The sequence below is a fragment of the Solibacillus isronensis genome (assembly GCF_900168685.1).
GTDB classification, from domain to species: domain Bacteria; phylum Bacillota; class Bacilli; order Bacillales_A; family Planococcaceae; genus Solibacillus; species Solibacillus isronensis_A.
Map to the genome: position 1 here is coordinate 2,244,846 of NZ_FVZN01000014.1, position 24,535 is coordinate 2,269,380.

A 24,535-nucleotide genomic window follows, 5' to 3' on the forward strand; every position below is an offset into this window, starting at 1 on the left:
GCTCATATGTAACTATTCTAGAAAACAAATTGTAAAGCTTTTGAAAAAAATGAAGAATGCGCTCACACGCATTCTTCAAAGTATACTACTGTTATAAAACAACCTTATTGTTCTATATACTGTCCAATATTTTTAAATTTCATATAACGATTTTCAACTAATTGATCTGCACTCTCTTTATTTAAATCATTTAGAACGCTTGTAAGATATTCTTTCATAAAAATCGCTTGCTGCTCAATATCTTTATGGGCACCGCCGGCAACTTCCGGTATAATCCCATCAATAACTTTAAGCTGCTTTAAATCAAGGGCTGTTATTTTCATCGCTTCAGCTGCCTCTTTAGCATAGCTTGCATCTTTCCATAAAATTGATGCAGCTCCTTCAGGAGAAATTACCGAATACGTTGAGTTTTCAAGCATCAAAATTTTATTTGCGACTCCAAGTGCAAGGGCACCGCCACTTCCACCTTCACCAATTACAATACTAATAATCGGTACCCGAATACCCGCCATTTCAAACAAGTTACGCGCAATCGCTTCACTTTGACCGCGTTCCTCAGCTGCTTTACCAGGATACGCACCTTTCGTATCGATAAAGCAAATAATTGGGCGTTTGAACTTTTCTGCCTGTTTCATTAAACGTAACGCCTTGCGGTAGCCTTCCGGATGAGGCATACCAAAATTACGGCGAATATTTTCTTTTGTCGTCTTCCCGCGCTGGTGTCCTATAATCGTAATTGGCTGACCATTGAATGATGCAATCCCGCCGACAATTGCTGCATCATCTTTAAATGTACGATCCCCATGTACTTCGATAAAATCTTCAAAAATACGTTCAATATATTCAAGTGTTGTTGGACGGTCAGCATGGCGGGCTACTTGCACACGGTGCCAAGGCTCCATATTTGCATAAACGTTTTTTTCAAGTTCTTGTAAGCGTGTTTCCAGCTTCTCGATTTCTCCGCTCATATCCACTTCTGCTTCCGTGGCAATTGTTTTTAACTCTACAATTTTTTCACGAAGTTTTACAACCGGTTCTTCAAATGCCATTAATTTAGACATGCGATACGCCTCCTTGTACATGCAGCTTAACAATTGTTGCAATTTTGTCGCGCATTTCTGTACGGTTGAAAATTGCATCAAGCTGTCCATGATCTAATAAAAATTCTGCTGTCTGGAAATCATCCGGTAACTTTTCGCGTACCGTTTGTTCTATTACACGACGTCCCGCAAATCCAATCAGACTTTGAGGCTCTGCGATATTATAATCGCCGATCGATGCAAAACTTGCCGATACACCACCTGTAGTCGGATGCGTCAAAATTGAAATATATAGTAAGCCTTCCTCGCTATGGCGTTTTAAAGCAACACTCGTTTTTGCCATTTGCATCAATGACAATACCCCTTCTTGCATACGTGCACCGCCACTTGCCGTGAAGATAATGAATGGCACTTTCAGCTCTGTCGCCTTTTCTACAGCGCGGGTAATTTTTTCACCCACAACCGATCCCATCGACCCCATACGGAAATGCGAATCCATTACCGCAACAACAACCTGCATCCCTTTTAATGCACCTACACCTGTTAATACTGCTTCGTTTAACCCTGTCTTTTTAATATCCGCTTCCACTTTTTCCACATATGCAGGGAAGTTTAATGGATTTGTAGTTTGAAGATGATCGTCCATTGAAACAAATGAACCCTCATCTAAAAAACAGGCAATTCTTTCATTGGCATTCAAACTAAAATGATGCTGACATTTTGCGCATACTTTTAAGTTTTTTTCGAGTTCTTTTGTGACATGAATCGTTTTACATTTAGGACATTTTGTCACGATGCCTTCCGGAAAGGATTTTTCATCTTCTTTTCTAGTTATATTATCAGTATTTTTTTTACGACTAATTGTAAATAAATCACGAATCGCCATCGTAATCCCCCTTTATATTCACGTAATCATTCTTTAATAATGACCATCCATTTTTCATATGAATCAGTTGCTTCATGTAAATAACCCATTTGCAATGAAGCAAGCAGTATTTTTAATTCCATTTTCTCTTCTTCTGTTATTTCATTTGCCAATAAATTATTGCTGAAAGAAAGAAGCTGAAGCCAAATTTTTAATGCAAGCCGGTTACCTGAAACGATCATACATTCACGAAGTATGTCTTCTCTTTTTAACTCTTGCCCAAGCTCTACCTTTACAAAAAAGCTCTCCCAAATCGGAAGTGCCCTCAAATTGTCAGACTGGCAAATAATTCGAATCGCTTCTTTTTCGTGCATTTCTCTCGTCGCATACACATCCGCAATCGATTTTTCGTCCTGCAAAATAAATGATCCGACAATTTCAACAAACTGATGGTGCTGCATACTAGCCAAATATGTACCACCGCCATGCCTTGTTTCGATTAAGCCCAGCAACTCCAGACTGCGTAAAGCCTCCCTAACCGAAGACCTTCCCACTTGCAGTTGCTCGCTTAACATTCTTTCTGAAGGAAGCTTTTGCCCTTCCTGAATATTTTGTTCCGCAATTAAATCGTGTAATTGCTTCACAATTTGAATAAACATCTTTTTTGCGGGCTTATCTTCCACATTTTTCACCTCACCGTGACTAACGCTTTCCATTATTATTAACAAAAGTGGTCAGACCAGTTACTAAAGTAAGAATACAAAATGTTTTTCACATTGTAAAGAGAAAATATAAAACTTATATTTTATATATAATAAAATTTGCGAATATATAACTAGATTTACGTTTTTTCGATAAATTTAGATGAACCCATATAAAAAGAGCGCCTCTAAAGCTATTAGAAGGCGCTCTTTAATACTATTTATTTTATAATAATCTGTTTAACTTTTATTTGCTGTTTGTTAAATCGATGCTCGTAAAAGCCTTCGATATAAAGCAGTCCCTCTTCCCGGATTTTCCCGACAACTTGCTCATACTCTTTCGGGAATAATGTTAAAGAAACTGTTCCAAACTCATCTTCCATCTGAACAAATGCCATTAGTTCACCGCGCTTTGTACGGAGCTGGCGCATTTCCCGAACTTGACCGATCATTTTTACGAATGCATTGTCTTTAAGATGCGCCAAAGTTTGAACAGTAGCCGTAACTTCCGGATAATGGCTTCGTAATTTTACGATTGGATGATCTGATAAATAAAAACCGAGCACATCCTTTTCGTACTGCAATTTGATTTTTTCCGGTATTGGCGATGTTTCACTGTATTTCGGTTTGCCGAATGCGAGCAATGCCCCTTCAAACAAGTCATCCCCGCCAGGTCGTACGAAATCAGCCTGTTTTTGTGCACCTTCAATAGTAGCGAGTAATGTAGCACGATCTTTGCCGAATTCATCAAGTGCACCTGCTTTAATGAGCGGTTCGATAATTTTTCTGTTGAAATTCGCTGTCGTCAACGTCACAGCCAAATCAAATATAGAATCAAAAGGCTTTTGTCTTTCTTGACGCGCAATTAACAGTTTTTGCATAAAAGGCTGCGGTACACCTTTAATCGCAGAGAGACTAAATCGGATTTTCCCGCCTTCCACTTTAAAGTGACGCATACTTCGATTAATCGACGGCGGCAGAATTTCGATTCCCCTTGCTTTTGCCTCCATTATAATTTGGGCAAGTTTTTCCGGATTACCCGTTGCATTTGTCAGGAGGGCAGCATAAAAATTGACCGGATAATTGGCTTTCAAGTATGCCATCTGATAGGAAATAACACTATAGGCAACGGCATGGCTTTTCGGGAAGCCATAATCTGCAAACCGGACTATCAATGCATATACTTCTTCCGCTGCCTGCTGTGTATAGCCTTTTGTTAAAGCACCTTTTACGAAAGAGGCTCGCTGCTGTTCTAGTACATCCCGCTTCTTTTTACTTACAGCACGACGGAGCAAATCAGCCTGACCAAAAGAAAAGCCCGCCATTACATTCGCAATGCGCATTATTTGCTCCTGATAAATAATAACGCCGTATGTCTCTTCCAAAATCGGTGTTAAATGCGGATGCGGCATGATTACCTGCTCTTTTTTATGTTTTCTTCTTGCATACATCGGGATGAATTCCATCGGACCCGGTCGATACAATGCATTGACCGCCACAATATCTAAAAAGTGGGTCGGTTTAATTTCACGGAGTGCATTTTTCATGCCATCCGACTCTAGCTGGAAAATACCATTAGTGTCGCCATTTTGTAATAGCTCAAATGTCTTCCCATCATTGAGCGGAATTTGATTAAAATTGAGTTGTGTATTATGAGTAAACTTAATCGACTTCCGTATTTGCTCTAAAATCGTTAAATTACGGAGCCCCAAAAAGTCAATTTTCAATAATCCGTTCTGCTCCACTTCTTGCATCGGCCACTGTGTTAAAAATATCCCGTCATGTCCTTCTTCTATTGGTACGACATCGACTAATGGAACAGGACTCAATACGACCCCTGCAGCATGTGTCGACGCATTCCTTGGAAGTCCTTCCAACCGAAGAGATGTTTGAAACCACTTTTGGCGGATAGGCTCTGCCGTAACCCATGCCCTTAAGTTTTCCGACATTGCATATGCTTCCTTCAGTGTAATACCGGGCTTATTCGGTATTAGCTTAGAAATCATTTCCAATGCTTCACTTTCGAAATTAAACATACGGGCAACATCACGGGCAACCGCCTTGGCGGATAGTGTACCGAACGTAATTATTTGTGCGACATATTGTTTGCCGTATTTTTTCGCAACATACTGAATTACTTCATGCCTTCTCGTATCTAAAAAGTCGATATCGATATCCGGCAGTGTAATACGCTCAGGATTTAAAAAACGTTCAAACAGTAAATCGTATTGCAATGGATCCACCTGTGTAATCTCGAGTGCAAATGCGACAAGAGAAGACGCGGAAGAACCACGGCCCGGTCCAGTTAATATTTGTGCTTCACGTGCAAACTGCATAAAGTCGGCAACAATCAGAAAATAATCCGAATAGCCCATCGACTGAATAACATGGAGCTCATAGTTCATCCGTTCAACATATTGCGTTGGCAATGTGTGCATATTTAAACGTCGCTGTATACCAGTCAACACTTGCTGCTGCAGTAAATTTTCAGCCGTTTCTCCTTCACCAACCGGAAACTTCGGCATATAAACATTATTTGTGTTTATTTCAATTTGACAGCTCAGTAATAAATTTTCCATTTGTACGAGCCATTGTTGCTGATCATGAAACTTCTGCTGCCATTGTTCTGCTGTCAGTAAATGATTTTCCTGCTTATTGCTTTCTACAGCATCATTCAGTTTTACACCAGTATGGATGGCTTGTGCCACTTCATAGGCAAAAAAGTCCTCGTTATTAAAAAACAGACTTTCATGTGTTGCAACAATCGGGAGAGCATTTTTTTCAGCGAGCTGCACTGCCGAACTTTCCGAACTTGCTATGTCTGATAAACGGGAAATCCCGATATATACTTCATCCGGATAGGTCTTAATAATTTCTTTCAATAGTGGCTCCGCTACCTGTTGCAACCATATAGCCTGCTGTTCAAGCGCGGGAATCATAAAAGCAATTCCCTTTCCATATGCGAGCAGCCATCGTAATGGAATCGTCTGCTCCGGTCGAATGGAAATGCTGCTGGAGATTTTCAACAAATTACGATAACCTTCGTTTGTTTTTGCATATAAAACAAGCGGCAATGATTGATCTTCAGTCAATTCGAGCTGAATCGTCAAGCCTACTACAGGATGAATACCGGCCCTTTTCATTTCAAACCAAAAAGGCAAAAGTCCGTACAATTTCGTATTAACAATTGCACAGCTTTTTGCCTTTTGCTGATGTAAAAAAGGGATGAGCTCTTCGATACGAATTGTACTTTTCAATAAATCGGCACTTGTCCGTACTTGCGGATATACAGTCACCCGTCATCCCTCCATCATATTATTTATATTCACTGCAAATGACTTTCAAATCTTCAATTACTTGATCTGCCTCTTCCCAAGAATATGCTGTAGCACCAGATGCCAGTGGATGTCCGCCACCTTTATACTTTTTCGCCAGGCCATTGATAACCGGACCTTTCGAACGGATGCGAACGCGAATTGTATCATTGTCTTCAATGAACATCACCCATGCCTGGATATTCTTTACATTGCCCAATGAACTGACTAATAGGGATGTTTCGGAAGGGGTAGCATCAAATTGCTGTAAAATAGTTGCAGGCAATTTAATTGAAGCCGCACCGTTTTCATCCATTTCGAAATGCTGGTATATATAACCTTGAAGATTTAATAGTTTGCGTTCCATTTCGTACATGCCATCAAATACTTCATTTCGGTCGAAATTATACTGTACAAGTTGTCCTGCTGTTTCAAATGTTTTCGGGCTTGCACTCGGATATAAGAAACGCCCAGTATCGCCGACAATCCCCGCAAATAACAGACGTGCCGCTTCATCGGACATATCCCAATCCGCATACGTTTTGCCTTCTTCATAAAGCTCATAAATCATTTCACTGCATGAACTAGCATCCGTATCCACCCATAATAAATCACCATAAGCATCGTCATTCGGATGGTGGTCGATTTTAATAAGAAAATCGCCGTTTACATAGCGCTGATCATCAATACGTTCAGTATTCGCAGTATCTGTCACAATGACCAGTGCATTTTTAAACTGTGCATCTTCAATCTGCTGAGGAGATGCCATAAAAGATAATGAATCGTCATGCTCACCGACCGTGTATACCGCTTTCTCCGGATAATTGGCCCGAATTAACTCAGCGAGCCCGATTTGTGAACCGTACGCATCCGGGTCCGGTCGTACATGGCGATGCAGTACAATTGTTTCATATTGTTTAATTTTGTCAATAATTTGACGTTTCAATACATTTCCTCCTCGTCCATATTGAATACCTATATCATTTTCCACTAAAAATCGTTACAATATTTAGTAGTTTGGCTATTAGGAGGTTCAATATGGTCTATTTAAATTTTCTGTTTGTTGCCTGTATTATAGCGTCACTAGTATTTTATTTTTATTTCAAAACGAAGCAGTTCCGTTCGACACTGCCTATTCGTCGTAAATGGTACACTGCGAAAGCCGGAGTTGCGCTTGCCGCATTCCTCATCTTCTTTGGTCTGAATGCAACGATTCTGTATCCGGATATTCTCGGGTTTGCCGTTGCAGCTGTTTTCTTAATCATTGGTGCAGGTTTAGGTGTTAATAACTATAAACGCATCCAGCATGAAGGCCGATACATAAAAGAAGAATACGAACTAAACAGGTAAAAGAACGGGGTCAGCTGAAAGCGATTTACTTTCAGCATGACCCTTTTTTATCGTTCTAATAACTGGTATGTCATCATCGCTTTTCCTACAAGAACTGTCGCGCTGTATACTTCAAAATCCATTTTCACGAATTTACGTGACATGTCTAAAATTCTAGGACGGACAGTTAATACACTTTCCATCTGAACTGGCTTGATAAAATATATATTCATGTTTTCAACAACCGCTTCTCCGCGCTTACGACGCTTCAATGCAAAAGCACCGACTTCGGATAGCAGAATTGTAAAAGCACCATATGAAATTGCACCAAACTGGTTTGTCATTTGGGGTGTAACAGTAAATTCCACTTCAATATCCTCTTCACCCATAACACGCATTTCATTTTTCACTAAATCATCGATCGTCTCGCCATGCTGAGGCTGACGTTGTGCCAACTGTATCGCCTTTAATACATCCTGACGACTGATAACACCTTTTAATACCCCTTCTTCATCAATGACAGGAAGCAAGTCAATTCCTTCCCAGATCATTCGGTGTCCTGCTGAAGCGACACTTGTTTTCATTGAAGCAGCGATCGGGTTCTTTGTCATCACTTTATCAACCGGCTCTGACTCTTCTTTCCCGATCACGTCTTTACTCGTAATCATTCCGACAAGCCTGTTTTGACCTGTTACAACAGGAAAAGCTCCATGTGTCGTACGACGGTTCTGTCTATGAAAATCTGCGATCGTATCATTATTTTTTAAGACCGCCGTATCTTCCATCGGGACATATATATCTTCAATCAGTAATATATCTTTTTTAATCAGCTGGTCATAGATGGCACGGTTGATCATTGTCGCCACTGTAAACGTATCATACGTAGTTGAAATAATCGGCAGATCCAAATCGTCTGCCAGCTCTTTATTGGATTCGGTTGTATCAAATCCGCCTGTAATTAATACAGCAGCTCCTGTTTTCAATGCGTATTCATGTGCCTGTGTACGGTTACCGACAATGAGCAGGCTCCCTGCATCTGTATAGCGCATCATATCATCAAGCTTCATCGCACCAATTACAAATTTCGTCAGTGTTTTATGGAGACCTGTTTTCCCTCCTAAAACTTGACCATCTATAATATTTACAATTTCAGCAAATGTTAAGCGTTCAATGTTTTCCTTCTTTTTCTTTTCAATTCGAATCGTACCTACACGTTCGATTGAGCTTACAAGACGTCGGTTTTCAGCTTCTTTAATCGCACGGTAAGCTGTCCCTTCACTCACTTGCATTTCCTTTGCAATTTGACGAACCGAAATTTTATCGCCAACTGGTAGTGATTCAATGTATTGTAAAATCTTCTCGTGTTTTGTTGACAATTACATCACCTATTTCTCATCATTCATTTATGTCTTTAGTGTACCATATTTAAACGGCGCAATTATACTATTTTCAATACATATACCCGTATAATTGCTTATAAATGTAAGAAAAAGCTCAAGAAATTAATAAGTCAAAGTCAGCCTGTCCATAACCAAAAATACCATTTTTCTCTTTTGAGAAAAATGGTATTTTTTTGCTACGATTAAAATATCCGTTTCTTAAATAGTGTTATTAATTTGTTTCAACCTTAAGAAATAATAATATCTAATAGATGTACGTTCAATAGTAAATTAGAATTTAACAAATTCCCCTGGCTGCAATACTTGTACTTCTGCGCCTTCAACAAGTTTTGCAAAGTCTGCCGGATCTTGTTCGATTGGCGGGAATGTGTTGTAGTGGACCGGTACAACAATTTTCGGCTTCAATAACGAAACTGCATAAGCTGCATCTTCAGGTCCCATTGTAAAGTTGTCGCCAATCGGTAAAAAGGCAATGTCAATTGGATGACGCTTTCCGATTAACTCCATATCTCCGAATAATGCCGTATCACCAGCATGGTAAATTGTTTTACCTTCTGCCGTAAATAAAATTCCTGCCGGCATTCCCATATAGATAATTTCGTTGTTTTCCGTTACATATGACGAGCCGTGGAACGCTTGTGTAAATTTTACTTTTCCGAATTCAAACTGGCGTGCACCACCAATATGCATATTGTGGACTTTGCAACCTTGCCAGCCTAAATAGTCTGCAAGTTCATTTGGCGCAACAACGAGTGCATCATGTGTTTTTGCTAATTCCACAGTATCTCCAACATGATCATTATGTCCATGCGTCAATAAAATAACATCCGGTTTTTCATTTTCTACCTTTAAATCTGTTTGTCCATTTCCATTAATGAAAGGATCAATTAAAATCGTAGTCCCATTTGTCACAATTTTTACGACGGAATGTCCGTGAAATGAAATCTGCATATTATATACCTCCTAAAATAACCTTCCCTGTATCATTCGATATTTATGCACAATTCTCCTTTTTTTGATATGCTTATACCGCGAATTCATTAATTGAATAACAAAGGAGTTTATACAATGTCGAAATTGAAACAATTACAAAATCATTTATTTGAAAATGGTTGGGATGCTGCTTTTATTACAACACCTGACAATGTCTTTTACTTTTCCGGTTTTAGAAGTGAGCCGCATGAACGCTTACTTGGAGTTATGGTATTTAAGGATGCAGAACCGTTTTTAATTTGCCCGAAAATGGAAATGCCTGATGCAGTAGCTGCAGGATGGGCTTTCGACGTTGTCGGACATGAAGATACTGAAAATGCCTGGGATGTCGTTGCAAAAACTGTAGCGGCTCGCAACGTTGCATTCGACACATTGGCTATTGAGAAATCTCATTTAACGGTTGAGCGTTTAGAAGCGATTCAAGAACGTTATGAGCAATTGAAATTTGCAGGTATTGATGACAAAATTAACGCACTTCGTATTTCAAAAGATGAAGTAGAACTTGAAAAATTGCGTAAAGCTGCCGAATTAGCGGACTACGCAATTCAAGTTGGTTGCGATGCAATTACAGAAGGCGTAACAGAAATGGAAATTTTAAATACAATCGAATCAGCTATTAAGGCTAAGGGCTATGCAATGAGCTTTGATACGATGGTATTGGCTGGAGAAAAAGCGGCTTCTCCTCACGGAACACCTGGTAACCGCAAAATTAAAAAAGGTGACTTAATCTTATTTGACCTAGGTGTTATTTACGAAGGGTATTGTTCAGATATTACCCGAACAGTAGCATTCGGTCAGCCAAATGACGAGCAAATCGAAATTTATAATGCTGTTCGCCGCGCTAACGAATCAGCAATTGAAGCAGTTAAACCAGGCGTCCGCGCAATGGACTTGGATAAAATTGCCCGTGATGTTATTACAGATGCAGGCTATGGCCAATACTTCACACACCGTTTAGGTCACGGTCTTGGTATTTCTGTTCATGAATTCCCATCAATTAACGGCGCTAACGAATTCGTCCTAAATGAAGGTACAGTATTTACAATCGAGCCTGGCATTTATAAAACAGATGCTGCAGGCGTTCGTATCGAGGACGATGTAGTCGTTACAAAAGATGGTGTGGAAGTACTTACATCATTCACAAAAGAACTTGTAATTTTATAATATATTAGTTCATTTGATTGTATAGAAACTATTAAATTTGCATAAACTAAGCGAGCAGTCCTTTTTCAGAGGATTGCTCGCTTTTTAATATTTTTAATCAATTATCAACTTTACAATTTTTAACTTGTTTTCTAAAAGCAAAAATGAGGAATAGACTATTAATTACTTGAAAATAACCGAAAGGAAGTGGTGCATTATGAAAAGATGGTCATTTACAACGCTACTAATAATTGTGCTTACACTATTGCCAATAAGTCAAATTGAATGGAATACGGAAGCCGAAGCAAGTCAAACAAGCAAGGTAAATAATGAAGTCATTTCTAAAAGTGCATCACCGAATAAAGCGGTAAAGGAAAAAGCTCCTGTCTCAAATACAGGCTTTATGCCAAAAGTAAATCGCAGTTATACGTATAAACCATCATTCGAAGATGCCGGCCCAAAAACATATACCGCTTCTAAAAATAAATCGATCGAAAACTCGGTAGAATTGTTGGAAGATGACTTTATCGGCTATACGTATATTGAAGATCAGCAGCAGCTTGCATTAGGTGTTGCCTATTCAGATATATTTTTCTTCTCATTAAGCTACCCGATGAAAGAAAAGACAACAATTACCGATACGGATTATTTATATGACGGTACTACGGAAACAACTCCCGTTTACGTTGAAAGTACAAGTGCAACAGTTAAAACTAAAGCAGGAACATTCCGTAATGTAGTAGTTTTAGGATATCCAAACGGTTCGAAAATCTACCTGGCAAAAGATCACGGGATTATCCGTATTACTGATTTTGAAGGTAATATTACAACTGAATTAATCTCGGTTAAATAGAATGACCGAATAAAAAAATCCGCTACGTTTGGTTTTGCCAATCGGAGCGGATTTTGCTGTAAAATATTTAATATTTATTAATTTAATCCTGTCAGTGCACCTAATACATCTTCTACTTCTGCAAATTCAAGTCCTTGTGCGTCCGCTACTGCACGGTATACAACTTTACCGTCCAATGTATTAACGCCGCGCTTTAATGCAAGATTGTCCAGACATGCACGTAAGAAGCCTTTATTTGCAATTTGTAATGCATAAGGAACCGTATTGTTTGTTAACGCGATTGTCGATGTACGTGGAACCGCACCTGGCATATTTGCTACCGTATAGTGCACAACACCATGTTTATCAAATGTAGGATTGTCATGTGTTGTTACTTTTTCAGATGTTGCAAAACAACCGCCTTGGTCAATCGCAATATCAACAACAACAGATCCTGGTGACATCGATTGGATCATTTCTTCAGTAACTAATTTTGGTGCCTTCGCTCCTGGAATAAGCACTGAGCCTACTACTAAATCAGCAGAACGAACAGCATCTGCAATATTATAAGGATTTGAAATTAGCGTTTGAACATCACGTCCGAATAAATCATCAAGCTGACGTAATCTTTCAGGATTCAAATCGATAATCGTAACATCCGCTCCCATGCCGACCGCTACTTTAGCTGCATTTGTTCCCGCAATACCCCCGCCAATTACCGTTACTTTACTGCGAGGAACACCTGATACTCCACCAAGCAAGATCCCCTTACCGCCCGGCAGTTTTTCTAAATAATGTGCGCCGATTTGTGTTGCCATTTTACCTGCTACTTCACTCATCGGTGTTAATAATGGTAAAGAACCGTTTGGTAACTGCACTGTTTCATAGGCGATACCGATTACTCGATTTTCAAGTAAAGCTTTAGTCAATTCAGGTTCCGGTGCTAAATGTAAGTACGTAAATAATATTAATCCTTCACGGAAATACTTGTATTCACTTTGCACAGGTTCTTTTACTTTTAAAACCATTTCTCCCGCCCATGCTTCAGCTGCTGTTTGTACAATATGGGCACCAGCTTCAATATAGTCCTGATCCGTAAATGCAGAACCTAATCCTGCACCTGTTTCAATATATACTTCATGACCATTTGCGATTAATGACAATACTCCTGCTGGTGTCATCGCAACTCGATTTTCATTGTTCTTTATTTCTTTCGGTACCCCTATTTTCAACGTAATTCCTCCCTTTAACAATCACTTAGAAATATGTTTAACATAAATCAAATCCATTTTACCAATTTTACCAGCAAATTAGTAGAGGATTTTGAATGTAAATTCTATTCTGAAAAGTGAATCGTCAATCATATCTTGCTATTGTTGAGAAACTGCTATTATTTTGCTGATAAAAATATTTTATAATAGTAAAAACTATTATACCCAACACGATAAATTTGTGACTATTTCATGGAATTTATTGTATTTCCCCTATATTTCAGCGCAGGTATTATGTCCTTTGGAAAATTATTTGGTATAATATAGTTATAGATAATTAGGAGGTATGGAAAATGGCAAACCATTATAAAAGCATTGTAGTAGCAGTAGACGGCTCGAAAGAAGCAGAATATGCATTCCGTAAATCAATCGATGTTGCAAAACGCAATGAAGGTGCAACAATCAACCTAGTAAACGTTATCGACACACGTTCTTTCGCAGCTATAGAAGCTTATGACCGTTCAATTGCTGAGCGTGCTCAACAACATTCTGAGGAATTGTTAAACGGCTACAAGCAGCAAGCTGAAGCAGAAGGCGTTGAAAACGTTAACCTGATTATTGAATATGGCTCTCCTAAAAATATTATTACAAAAGAACTTTCAAATGTTGTAGAAGCAGATTTAATTATCTGTGGTGCAACTGGTTTAAATGCTGTTGAACGATTCCTGATCGGTTCTGTATCAGAAGCAATCGTACGTTCAGCTACATGTGACGTATTAGTTATCCGTACACCAGAGTGATTTAATTAAATAAAATAATAAATGCCATCTTCTCAAATTGAGTCGATGGCATTTATTATTTATTATGCATTAACGTAGCGGCAGAGATAATACTTCCGCCTCTAGACTTTATCGTTTCTGGTTATTGCTTTCTTTCCACATGCTTACTTTTTCGAAGAACATCGCCAAAGCATCACGGTTTGACATATTCGGTACTTTTGCCAATAAAACCTCACGAGGTGCTTTTAACTGTTCACTTTGCTTTTGTAAAATTAAAATACTTTTCTCATGCGCTTTTGATGAGAACAGGTTTTCCGGCAATTGGATGACCGCCTGAATCCATGCATTTCCTTTAATATACTGATGCAGCTGTTTTGCCTGATCTGATTCGAATAAATTTGCCGGTATCAGGAAAAATCCAAAGCCGCCTTCTTTTGTATAATTAAAAGATTGCTCGATAAACAAGTGGTGTGCGTAGCTCATTCCCTCTGCCGCGCATAATTCGTAGTCAAGTGCTACTTCTTCATTCGGATAATATCCTACAGGCAAGTCGCAAACTACTGCATCAACCGGATCGACTAACAGTTTTTCCAATGCATCTTGACGGAATAGTGTTACAGGTTGTTCGATAAGGTCACCTGTCGCTGCTGCCAACCGAATTAATAAATCATCGACTTCCACTCCTGAAGCAACTACTTTCCCTTCCAGCGCATTCATCACTGTAAAGAGTAAATTCCCTGTACCGAGTGCCGGGTCAACAATAGAGATCGTCCGTTCCGTTAATTCCTGGTCAAAGCATTGCTCTACAAAATGGCTGACAATAAGCCCAAGTGTATCTGGTGTCATTTGGTGGTTCGGCTGCGCACTTTTACGCATCCCTTTTAAAATCGCAATTTGGATTGCTTTACGCATATCTTCCTTCGTTGCACCTTCTACTTGCCACTCAAACTTCCCGTCCAGTGTATCTTCCAATGTTTGCAGTAACGCTTCCAAATAATCCTGCTCTTGCTGCGCTGCGATATTTTCCGCATTGTCATTAATATATTTGAAAATTTGTTCAAACTTTTCCATTAAACTAACTCCCTCATTCCATTTATTTGGATTTCTCGCCGAATTGCGTCATATCCACTAAATGAACAACCCACTCAATGATTATTGAGTGGGTGTTAATTATACATGTAATTACTTTACAATAAAATCGTTTAAATCGAAATTATTTTGCAAGAGCTTTTACTGCTTCGATTGCAGCATCGTAGTTCGGGTGGTCTGTACCTTCTGGAACATATTCCACATAAGCAACTTTGCCTGTTTCATCAACAACGAAAATTGAGCGTGCTAAAAGGCGTAATTCTTTCATATGTACGCCATATGCTTCACCGAATGATGCATCGCGGTGGTCTGATACTGTTACAACATTATCGATACCCGCAGCTCCACACCAACGTTTTTGAGCAAATGGTAAATCCATTGATACTGTGTAAATTACAACATTGTCACCTAAGTTAGCCGCAGCTTCGTTAAATGTACGAGTTTGCTTATCACAAACACCTGTTTCCAATGATGGAACAACCGAAAATAAGCGAATTTTACCTTCAGAATCTTTTAAAGTTACTTCTGATAAATCATTTGCAACTACTGTAAAGTCCGGTGCTTGATCACCAACTTTTACCTCATTACCGATTAGTGTTACTGGACTGTTTTTAAATGTTACTTGTGCCATATTAAACGCCTCCTTTATATTCCCTAATATTACTAAAAAAGATTTAGCAATTGCAACTAACTGAGCTTATATTCATTTAAATAAAGAAAACAAAAAGAAAAGAGCTGTTTTATAAGACGTATCTTACAAAACAGCTCTTCTCTTGCTTAGAAGGTGTCGATAGTAAATTATTTCCCCTTCTTTTCTTTTTTAAACATCTTTTGTAAAAATATTTTCATGAACAACGACCGTATCGGCAAAATAATCGGCAATGCTTTTATTGTTTGGTGAAAAGGCGACAATTAAATACGGTAAGTATAATAATGTACCATTGATAAATCGTCCTACCCCTTCACGAAATAGCACAGTCATCCAATCAAGCGCTTCCCCGTCATCTTTTTCAACTTTTATTCCAAACGTCATTTTCCCTAATGTTTGCTTGAAAAATTTTGTCATGAGCACAAAATAAGCGTAAAAAATAATTCCCGAAATAATTGTCATCGGTGCATACCAAACATCGCTGGCAACACTCCAATTCATCAATGCAAATACCGGCTTAATCGAGACGCCGATAATCGCACTAATGACAATTGAATCCAACAGGAATGCCCAGAAACGCATCCAGAAGCCGGCTGTTTTTTGTTTAATAGAAGGCGGCTTTACGACAGATGCTTCATCCACTACTTCGATTATGTCAGTCATCGTAATCCCTCCTATTAATAGTCACCATATAAATACATCATGCGAGGCGAATTTGTCGTTGAAATAATTTTGGACAATACTTCAGACTCAGCAGATGGTCGGAGCATAGAGCCCAGTTTTACACCTAATAAAGAACCCCAGCTTGATGTATCCATTGTATATTCAAACAACGCTGCATCTTCCAATCCAAAATCCGCGCGTAATGCATTAATCGTCGCTTCTTCATTTCCTATTTCATCAACAAGCCCAGCACGCAATGCCTGAGTACCGCCTAATACACGGCCATCCGCTACTTTCTTCACTTGAGCTTCAGACATATTACGTCCAGCTTCGATAATATCAACGAAATGCTCATATGATTCATCAATCATTTCCTGCAGCATCGCAAGTTCCTCTTTTGTAGAAGGTCGTACACCGCCAAACATGTCTTTATGTTCGCCTGATTTGATTGTTTCAAACTCGACCCCGAAATTTTCGGCTAATTTCCCATAATTAATCGATTGCATAATAACACCGATTGAACCGGTAATCGTCTCGCGCTGAGCAAAAATCTTATCTGCCGGTGCTGAAATATAATAACCGCCGGAAGCAGCCATTGATCCCATTGAGACATAAATCGGAATTTGTTTTTCTTCTTTAATTTTCAATAACTTTTGGTAAATTTCTTCTGATTCAATGACACCGCCACCTGGAGTGTTTACAGATAATACAACACCTTTAACTGTATCGTCTTCCAGTACAGCATCCAATTGCTCCATAAACAGCTGGTGGTTGTAATCGACCGTTTCCCAAATACTCGGCTCCCCTACATCCTGGATTACACCATCTACCGTTAAATGCGCAATTCGACTCGTTAAATCTCCTGTTTCCACGACGTTTTCGTATGTGAGTGATTCCGTCCCCATCAAATTATCAAAACTGGTAAAGAAATCAGTCTTGAAAATCGAAATAATCGTATTGATCCCAATAGAGAAAAATAATAATACGGCAGCAATAATGAGTGCCACAACTCGTTTTGTATTCATTTTCACGCCTCCTCAATATATGTACGAAACTATTTTACAAAAAGTTTCATCAAAAACCATTTCCTACAGTGATTTTGACATATTACCATTTTAACAATCAACCAAGCTTTAGCTGTTTTCAAATGGTGGAGCATAACTTCTGTAATTCAACTTGTTTAAACATGAATATTTGCAGAATAAAGTGAAAAAAAGGCGGCAAATTTCGCCACCTTTTTTAATTACCCGGGAAATAATTGTCGAGCAATGTTATTTCCCCTACTTTACACGCAATTCAACACGACGGATTTTCCCCGAAATTGTTTTAGGTAATTCGTCTAAAAACTCGATAATTCGTGGGTATTTGTATGGTGCAGTAAGTTGTTTCACATGATTTTGCAGGTCTTCTACAATTGTAGGACTATCTTTTAATGTAACATCTTTTAAAACGACAAATGCTTTTACAACATTTCCTCGTATTTCGTCTGGACTTGCAACAACAGCACATTCCTGTACAGCAGGATGCTTCGTTAATGCATCTTCTACTTCAAATGGTCCGATTGTATAACCTGATGAAATAATAATGTCATCATTTCGGCCTTCAAACCAGAAATAGCCGTCTTCATCTTTTATTGCGCGGTCGCCTGTTACATACCAATCTCCACGATATTGAATCGCTGTACGTTCAGGATCTTTATAATATCCTTTAAATAATGCAGGAGTCGATTTGTGTACTGCAATATCACCGACTTCACCGGCCGGTACAAGGTCACCATCTTCATTGATTAAATCAATGATATTTCCAGGAGTAGGTTTCCCCATCGAGCCAGGGCGCAATTCCATATTTAATAATGTTCCGATTAACAATGTATTTTCTGTTTGCCCATAGCCATCACGGACAGTTAATTGATGCTCACGTTCAAAAGTTTCGATCACTTCACGGTTTAAAGGCTCACCAGCTGAAACAGCGCTGCGCAATGAAGATAAATTAAATGAATTTAACTGATCTAATTTTGCCATCATACGATATTCTGTCGGCGTACAGCATAGTACATTGATTTGTTGCTGCTCGATTAAATGTAAAAACTGTGTTGGATCAAACTTCCCTTTGTATACAAATCCTGTTGCACCACTTCCTAATACAGCAAGAAACGGGCTCCAGATCCACTTTTGCCATCCTGGGGCTGCAGTTGCCCAGACCGTATCGCCATCACGTACTCCAAGCCACTCAGCTGCTGTTGTACGTAAATGTGCATATCCCCAACCATGTGAGTGCATTACAGCTTTTGGATTTCCTGTCGTACCTGACGTATAAGCTAAAAATGCCAAATCATTTGCTGTCGTCTCAACGGAATCGAACTCGATTGATTGCTGCTCTGCAAGCGCCATTAATGAAGTCCATCCTTCTTTTTCATTCCCGACGATAAAGCATTCTACATTCGCTAAATTTTCTACTTGTTCAAATTCATTTACGAATTGTTCCATCACGATTATCGCCTTAGCTTCTGAATGGTTTAGACGATAATCAATATCTTTAGCTCGAAGCAATTCCGAACTTGGAATAATAACCAATCCTGCTTTTAATGCTCCAATATAAGAAACATATGCTTCTAAACAGCGCGGCAGCATAATTAAAATAACATCACCTTTTTTTAATCCTTGTGCATAAAAGGCATTTGCGACCTGATTTGCTCTTTGCAGTAACTCTTCGTATGTATATTGCTCTTGGTGTCCGTTTTCTTCCTGAAATACTAATGCTGTTTTTGAGCTTTTATTTTCATGCTTTTCAAATTCATTTACAATGTTATAAATTTCCGGTGCAACTAATTGATTTTCATTCATTTTTGGAACTCCCCTTTGTTTAAAAAAAATGAGTCTTACATATTAAGTATAATAATCCTTTTCATTAATATCAAAATATTCCGCCACTTTTTATTGCATAACAAAAATAATTTATTAACAAAATAAAAAGAAACGCTACTTTAAAAGTAGCGTTCCTTTTTTAAAGGATTATTGGTTTTGGTTGCCGCGTAATTGCTGCTCAGCCATCTGTACTAGGCGTTTCGTAATTTCGCCACCTACAGAACCGTTTGCACGAGATGATGCGTCTGGACCTAATTGTACACCAAATTCTTGTGCAATTTCATATTTCATTTGATCTAAAGCTTGTTGTGCACCAGGTACACGTAATTTGTTTGAGCTGTTGTTGTTTGCCATCTGTCTCTCACCTCCTTGTGACATTAGAATGTGCCGGGAGGAGAGATTAATACATAAAAAACACAGGTAAATTATAGCTCGATTAGGAAATCATTATCAGTTCCTAAAAATTACAGTAAATCAGCGAATTTATCTTCTTTTACTTCCTTCTGAGGGAACTGATATACTTCGCGGTTTTTAACGGCACGATCAATTAAATCATCGAATTCCGTAAAGCTTTCAAAACGCTGAACTTTTTCTAATTTCGGTTTTGTTTTCGGACTAGATGGTGTAAATATTGTACAGCAATCCTCAAATGGCTGAATTGATGTTTCGTATGTGCCAATATCTTTTGCAATTTTAATGATATCGTTTTTATCTGCAGAAATTAACGGACGTAAAATTGGTGTATTTGTCACATCATTAATTGCCGTTAAGCTTTCCAATGTTTGTGAAGCGACTTGCCCTAAGCTTTCACCTGTTACAATACCTAATGCGCCGATATCTTCACGCACTTTATCGGCCACTTTCATCATCATACGGCGTGTTGAAGTCATTGACATATTATCTGGCACCGCGTCTTTTACTGCTACTTGCAGTTCTGTAAACGGAATAACATGTAGGCGAATATTTGCACCGAATTTTGTTAATTCATTTGCAAGTTCTTTAACTTTTTGTAGTGCATTATCGCTTGTATACGGAGGACTGAAGAAATGAATGGCATCCAGTCGAACGCCGCGTTTCATCATTAAGTAACCGGCAACAGGGCTATCAATACCGCCTGAAAGCATTAGCAGCGAACGTCCGTTTGAACCAATCGGCATACCTCCAGCACCTTGGATAACTTGAGCCATCATATAGATCGCATCTTCGCGAACTTCAATTCGAAGTGCGAAATCCGGATTTTTCACCTGTACTTTAAAGTTCGGGAAATTCGGTAAAATTGTAGCTCCCATTTCACGCTGTAACTCATGCGTGTTCAACGGGAACGTTTTATCTGTACGATGTACTTCAACTTTAAACGTTAAATCGCCTTTATCACGATAGTCTTCTAAAATTTCAAAGGCTAAAGCTTTCATCACATCCAGATCTTTTTCACAAGATGCAACAGGGCTGATTGATTGAATACCGAAAACATGTGGTAAACGATCCATTAGCACATCAAATTTTTCTTTATTTTCAACTTCAATAAACATACGGTCACGCTCTGCACGAATTTTCAGTGGTGCAATATCGTTAAATGAATAACGTACATTATCGCGTAAGCGGCTGATAAAATCTTTTTTATTTCGACCTTTTGTTGATAATTCACCATAGCGAACTAAAATTTCTTTAAAAATCATTGCGTAATATCTCCTTTTAATTCTTTCATTACGATTGTGAATTGCTTTTTGAATGAAGCAATATCTTCGTCTGTATTGATTGCGCCTAAGCTTAAACGGAGTACACCGTTTTTATAGCGGCTATCGATATTTAATGCTTCCACAACATGGCTTGTTTTCGTCTGTTTTGACGAGCAGGCACTTGATGTTGAAACGATAATATCACGTTTTTGTAACGCGTTTATTAGTATTTCACCTTTTAGTCCTTTAACACTGAACGATAAAATATGCGGGGCACCGTCTTTCGGCGACAGGACATATACTTCCTGACCAAATTGCTCAAAGAAATGATGGAGATCTGCAGACCACTTTTTAAATTTCTCAACATTCTCCGGCATGCCCTCAACAGCTAAACGGGCCGCTTTTGCCAATGAAACAGCTTGCGGCACTGCAACTGTACCACTTCTTAATCCAAACTCTTGACCACCACCTACGATAAATGCCTTCAGTTGTGGTTTTTTACGGAATGCTAATAAGCCGCTTCCTTTTAAGCCCTGAATTTTATGACCTGAAATGGAAATGACATCAGGACCATTGTCTCCATCAAAAATGACCGGCAGCTTTCCGAAACTTTGAATCGCATCAACATGGAACATCGCCTGACATGTACGATGAATGATTTGAGCCGCTTCCTTAATTGGCTGCACAGCTCCGATTTCGTTATTAACATGCATAATACTCACAATAATTGTATCTTTGCGAAGTTTTTGCTGTAATTCCTCTAAAGAAATAGCCCCAGATTTATTTACTTTCAGGTAGTCAATTTCATAACCTTCTTCTTCCAAACGCTTGACCGCTTCCAAAATCGAAGGATGTTCTATTTCTGTCGTAATAATATGCTTGCCTCTGAAATTGCTAGATTTAGCAAGACCAAAAAGCGCTGCATTATTCGATTCCGTACCTCCGGAAGTAAATAAAATGTTCTTTTCTTCTGTATGAAGAATATTCGCCAATTGCTCACGAGCTTTTGTTAATAAAGCATTTGACTCGACACCTGCACGGTGAATCGATGCAGGGTTGGCATAATATTGTTCATTCACTAACATAAATGTTGCCAAGACATCTTTGTGCGGTTTTGTTGTCGCACTATTATCTAAATATATCATTTATACTCAACCTTCTTTTTAAAACTAATTTCCCGTAATTTTATTACCATTACGGTGCCCTGCTTTTTTCATCACTTATCAAAGAGAGAGGTTGTGTTAATAGTCAAACTGACTACTAACACAACCTCATAAATGTGCTTATTTATTATAACGCTAAATGGATCAACATGTAACCGTTATGCTTATTATTTTGTAAGCAGCTGCTCCTGAACGAGCTCCTCAATCCGTTTGATTGCATTAGGATCGATAATTTCAACCGCTTTTGCTGCATCTTCCAGTGCTTTTATGTAGCGGAATTTCTTGAATGCGTCTTCAGCTTCAAGTAGATTTTCATGTACTTGTCGATTTGTTGCACGGTAGCGGTTACCGAACTGAATAAGACGCTCAATAATTAATACATTCTCAATCATTTCCTGTGCTTTTTCATGTGTTTCTTCAATCGATTGCTTTGCATTTAGTAAATGTTGGTTCACCTGGATAATATTTAACGGTACTTCCTGTAAACTTTGAACAACTACAAAAATCTGTTCTGCCGCCTCTTCTAATCTCGCATCCATTTCTTCCGGAATCCCAGGAATATTGGCACGTCCAAGCAGGCGCTCAGTATCTTGCAATAAACGCTTTAAAGCTTCCAATTCAGCTCTTGCTTTATTTTCATCAATACGGAGATTCTTTAGTTTGTTCGAGAAATTTTCCTGTTCTTCAGCAATTTGCTCTATCTCATCAGTAATTTCTTTTAGCTCTTCCTGTAAGCTTGAGTATGCAGATTTTTCTTCTTGAACACGTGTTGATAACAATTCATAGCGTCTTTGTAATACTTCCAAATGCTTTAAGCCCACTTTTGGAATTTCCGCTTCTTTGTCCTGTAAACGGTAGCTATGCTGCACATAAGCGACTTCATCATTAATGTCCTTTGTAAGACGCATAACATCGTTGATCACGCTGTACATGCCTGAACAGTTTCGTTCAACATATTTTCTTGCCATAACTTCTTTTTCTAGCAAATTATAAAAATGGTCGATTTCATCATTAATTGTTTGAATTCGTGGTGAAACAGCCGGCAAGTTTAGTTCAGCAATTTCTGCTTTTAACATTTCCAGTTCGCTCTCAAGTCCATTCAAATATTCAGTCAGTTCTAAATGGCGTAAATAATACTTTTGCTCTTCCATTTCACGCTGTCCGTTACGAAGTTCATGAATTGCAGTTGGGATTTTAGTTTGAATTTCCGTCAGCAGTGTCGGCACATCATTTAACAAACTAAAAATCTCCTGTGCTTCACTGTTTAGCTGTAGGACAATTTCACGTGCCTGCAAATAGTTGCCGTCTTTCGTTAACTCATCGAACTCTTCAAATTTCGGCGTAAATTGCTCCAGCTTCTTTTCCAATGCTTCCAAAGCGGGACCAAATGAATGCTGGTGTGCCAAAATCGTCTTGCGTGCAGAACGGTAATATTCTTTCAGCTGTTCGATTTCAATACGGTTTTTCTCTTCACTGCCAATTAATTCATCCAGCTCAGTAATGATCTGCACACGTACCTGCTCACATTTTGCAAGTTCCTGTTCGATATCTCGTTCTGTATGTGTTGCTTTGTTAAATTTAAATCGGTCGACAAATTCTTCCGCATCAAACAACAATTCGTCAATTTTCGGAATTTGCTTATCGACAACATCCAACCAACGATTTCGCCAGTTTTCAAACAGCTCTTCTGTTTGACCGTTCATATTAAGGGCTTTTACTTTTGCGAGCTCCTCAAAAATCGGGTAATGTTGTATTTGTAGTTTTTCCTTATCTAATCGTCCTATTTCTGCATTATGCTTGCGTCTTACTACTAAGCCTGCCATTAATAATGCTAATAGTACGACGACAACAATGATGATATACTTTATCATTGTAAGCCCCCTAATCCCAAATAAAATCAATATTTTAGCTATATACGTACTATTTATAATAACATGTTTTTTTATATTTGTTTAACTATTTCCAGCTTTTTTTACTTTTAAATACCATATTTTTGAAGGAAGGTCATTCAATTGAAACGAGACGGTCATATACATACACCTTTTTGTCCCCATGGTTCTACAGATTCGATAGAAGAATATGTCGAAAAAGCGATAGCAAGCGGATTTAATGAAATCACCTTTACGGAGCATGCGCCTTTACCTGAAAACTTTGTCGATCCAACACCTGACAAGGATAGCGGAATGAACCCTGCTTATTTGATGGATTACTTTAAACAACTGCAGCGCGCAAAAGAACAGTATCAATCGCAAATTAAAATCAATATTGGCTTAGAGGTCGACTATATTGTCGGCTTTGAACAGGAAACAAAACAATTCCTGAATGAAGTCGGCCCATTAATGGATGATGCGATATTATCCGTACACTTTTTGAATTTCCAAGACGAGTATGTATGTATTGACTTTTCACAAGAAGTATATTTACAATTTGCCAATAAGGTTGGCGGTATTCTTCCTATGTATAAGCTATACTACGAAACTGTGAAAAAGTCGATTATAGCAGATTTAGGCTTATACAAACCTAAACGTATAGGACATCCAACATTAATTCATAAATTTCAGCTTGCCCACAACGAACAGATCGATGATGCAGCTGACATCAATGAATTAATGAAGATGATGCAGGCCGGTCATTATGAGCTTGATTTTAATAGTGCTGGTCTAAGTAAACCGTATTGTAAGGAGCCATACCCGCCTTATCCATTTGTGAAACAGGCAATTGATTTACAAATTCCGATTGTTTTCGGCTCGGATGCCCATACGGCAGCGGATTTACATCAGCATTATGAATTACTACAGAAAAAAATAACTTTTTAATCGGAGGA

At 38.6% G+C, this 24,535-nt stretch carries 22 protein-coding genes; 5 read left to right on the forward strand and 17 right to left on the reverse strand.

All coding sequences use genetic code 11. The annotated features are described in order from the left end of the window. Positions 1 to 104 precede the first annotated feature (104 nt). The 5 genes from accA to B5473_RS19905 form a co-directional block, all read right to left on the reverse strand. A complete protein-coding gene (gene accA / locus B5473_RS19885) occupies positions 105 to 1,061 on the reverse strand; it encodes an acetyl-CoA carboxylase carboxyl transferase subunit alpha (RefSeq protein ID WP_079528423.1) in 957 nt (318 codons plus the stop codon). Next, on the reverse strand, positions 1,054 to 1,926 hold the full coding sequence (gene accD, locus B5473_RS19890) for an acetyl-CoA carboxylase, carboxyltransferase subunit beta (protein ID WP_079528425.1): 873 nt from the start codon (positions 1,924 to 1,926) through the stop codon (positions 1,054 to 1,056). The genes accA and accD overlap by 8 nt, the downstream gene beginning before the upstream one ends. 26 nt (positions 1,927 to 1,952) lie before the next feature. After that, positions 1,953 to 2,621, reverse strand: coding sequence for a FadR/GntR family transcriptional regulator (locus B5473_RS19895; RefSeq protein ID WP_254865378.1), 669 nt, complete (start codon positions 2,619 to 2,621; stop codon positions 1,953 to 1,955). A 206-nt stretch (positions 2,622 to 2,827) separates the two neighbouring features. Continuing rightward, a complete protein-coding gene (gene dnaE / locus B5473_RS19900) occupies positions 2,828 to 5,902 on the reverse strand; it encodes a DNA polymerase III subunit alpha (RefSeq protein WP_079528430.1) in 3,075 nt (1,024 codons plus the stop codon). A 19-nt stretch (positions 5,903 to 5,921) separates the two neighbouring features. Beyond that, on the reverse strand, positions 5,922 to 6,866 hold the full coding sequence (locus B5473_RS19905) for a DHH family phosphoesterase (RefSeq protein ID WP_079528432.1): 945 nt from the start codon (positions 6,864 to 6,866) through the stop codon (positions 5,922 to 5,924). Positions 6,867 to 6,958: 92 nt separating this feature from the next. Here B5473_RS19905 and B5473_RS19910 point away from each other — a divergent pair, with 92 nt between their 5' ends. After that, on the forward strand, positions 6,959 to 7,270 hold the full coding sequence (locus B5473_RS19910; RefSeq protein ID WP_079528435.1) for a YtpI family protein: 312 nt from the start codon (positions 6,959 to 6,961) through the stop codon (positions 7,268 to 7,270). Between the two features lie 47 nt (positions 7,271 to 7,317). Here B5473_RS19910 and B5473_RS19915 read toward each other — a convergent pair whose 3' ends face one another. Next, positions 7,318 to 8,625 carry a DRTGG domain-containing protein gene (locus B5473_RS19915; protein WP_079528437.1) on the reverse strand — a complete coding sequence of 436 codons (1,308 nt, stop codon included), beginning with the start codon at positions 8,623 to 8,625 and terminating at the stop codon, positions 7,318 to 7,320. 294 nt (positions 8,626 to 8,919) lie between these two features. Then, complete coding sequence (locus B5473_RS19920; RefSeq protein WP_079528445.1) at positions 8,920 to 9,600, reverse strand: metal-dependent hydrolase; 681 nt, start codon at positions 9,598 to 9,600, stop codon at positions 8,920 to 8,922. A 117-nt stretch (positions 9,601 to 9,717) separates the two neighbouring features. On the opposite strand from B5473_RS19920, the gene B5473_RS19925 reads away from it, so the two are divergent. Beyond that, positions 9,718 to 10,806, forward strand: coding sequence for a M24 family metallopeptidase (locus B5473_RS19925; protein WP_079528452.1), 1,089 nt, complete (start codon positions 9,718 to 9,720; stop codon positions 10,804 to 10,806). 196 nt (positions 10,807 to 11,002) lie between these two features. Next, the gene (locus B5473_RS19930; RefSeq protein ID WP_079528454.1) at positions 11,003 to 11,638 is read left to right on the forward strand and encodes a 5,10-methylene tetrahydromethanopterin reductase; all 636 of its coding nucleotides are present in this window, start codon (positions 11,003 to 11,005) and stop codon (positions 11,636 to 11,638) included. Positions 11,639 to 11,715: 77 nt separating this feature from the next. Here B5473_RS19930 and ald read toward each other — a convergent pair whose 3' ends face one another. Next, positions 11,716 to 12,849 (reverse strand): alanine dehydrogenase, encoded by a 1,134-nt coding sequence (ald, locus tag B5473_RS19935; RefSeq protein ID WP_079528456.1) that lies wholly within the window; start codon positions 12,847 to 12,849, stop codon positions 11,716 to 11,718. A gap of 332 nt (positions 12,850 to 13,181) precedes the next feature. On the opposite strand from ald, the gene B5473_RS19940 reads away from it, so the two are divergent. Beyond that, positions 13,182 to 13,628 carry a universal stress protein gene (locus tag B5473_RS19940; RefSeq protein WP_079528458.1) on the forward strand — a complete coding sequence of 149 codons (447 nt, stop codon included), beginning with the start codon at positions 13,182 to 13,184 and terminating at the stop codon, positions 13,626 to 13,628. A 108-nt stretch (positions 13,629 to 13,736) separates the two neighbouring features. Here the strand turns inward: B5473_RS19940 and B5473_RS19945 are convergent, their stop codons facing one another. The 9 genes from B5473_RS19945 to ezrA form a co-directional block, all read right to left on the reverse strand. Then, entirely contained in the window at positions 13,737 to 14,678 is a 942-nt protein-coding gene (locus tag B5473_RS19945; RefSeq protein WP_079528461.1) for a class I SAM-dependent methyltransferase, read from the reverse strand. Between the two features lie 142 nt (positions 14,679 to 14,820). Beyond that, the gene (gene tpx, locus B5473_RS19950; RefSeq protein WP_014823107.1) at positions 14,821 to 15,327 is read right to left on the reverse strand and encodes a thiol peroxidase; all 507 of its coding nucleotides are present in this window, start codon (positions 15,325 to 15,327) and stop codon (positions 14,821 to 14,823) included. Positions 15,328 to 15,516: 189 nt separating this feature from the next. Beyond that, a complete protein-coding gene (locus B5473_RS19955) occupies positions 15,517 to 16,008 on the reverse strand; it encodes an RDD family protein (protein ID WP_079528463.1) in 492 nt (163 codons plus the stop codon). Positions 16,009 to 16,022: 14 nt separating this feature from the next. Beyond that, entirely contained in the window at positions 16,023 to 17,033 is a 1,011-nt protein-coding gene (gene sppA, locus B5473_RS19960; RefSeq protein ID WP_079528465.1) for a signal peptide peptidase SppA, read from the reverse strand. Positions 17,034 to 17,288: 255 nt separating this feature from the next. Continuing rightward, positions 17,289 to 18,851 (reverse strand): acyl-CoA synthetase MbcS, encoded by a 1,563-nt coding sequence (gene mbcS, locus B5473_RS19965; RefSeq protein ID WP_079528467.1) that lies wholly within the window; start codon positions 18,849 to 18,851, stop codon positions 17,289 to 17,291. 168 nt (positions 18,852 to 19,019) lie between these two features. Next, positions 19,020 to 19,226, reverse strand: a complete 207-nt coding sequence (locus B5473_RS19970) for an alpha/beta-type small acid-soluble spore protein (protein ID WP_008407794.1) — start codon at positions 19,224 to 19,226, stop codon at positions 19,020 to 19,022. Positions 19,227 to 19,336: 110 nt separating this feature from the next. Continuing rightward, positions 19,337 to 20,548, reverse strand: coding sequence for a tRNA uracil 4-sulfurtransferase ThiI (gene thiI / locus B5473_RS19975; RefSeq protein ID WP_079528470.1), 1,212 nt, complete (start codon positions 20,546 to 20,548; stop codon positions 19,337 to 19,339). Next, the gene (locus B5473_RS19980) at positions 20,545 to 21,693 is read right to left on the reverse strand and encodes a cysteine desulfurase family protein (RefSeq protein WP_079528472.1); all 1,149 of its coding nucleotides are present in this window, start codon (positions 21,691 to 21,693) and stop codon (positions 20,545 to 20,547) included. Before B5473_RS19980 ends, thiI begins: the two co-directional genes overlap by 4 nt. 185 nt (positions 21,694 to 21,878) lie before the next feature. Then, entirely contained in the window at positions 21,879 to 23,582 is a 1,704-nt protein-coding gene (gene ezrA, locus B5473_RS19985) for a septation ring formation regulator EzrA (RefSeq protein WP_079528474.1), read from the reverse strand. Between the two features lie 141 nt (positions 23,583 to 23,723). On the opposite strand from ezrA, the gene hisJ reads away from it, so the two are divergent. Continuing rightward, the gene (gene hisJ, locus B5473_RS19990; protein WP_079528476.1) at positions 23,724 to 24,527 is read left to right on the forward strand and encodes a histidinol-phosphatase HisJ; all 804 of its coding nucleotides are present in this window, start codon (positions 23,724 to 23,726) and stop codon (positions 24,525 to 24,527) included. The last annotated feature ends 8 nt before the right edge of the window (positions 24,528 to 24,535 follow it).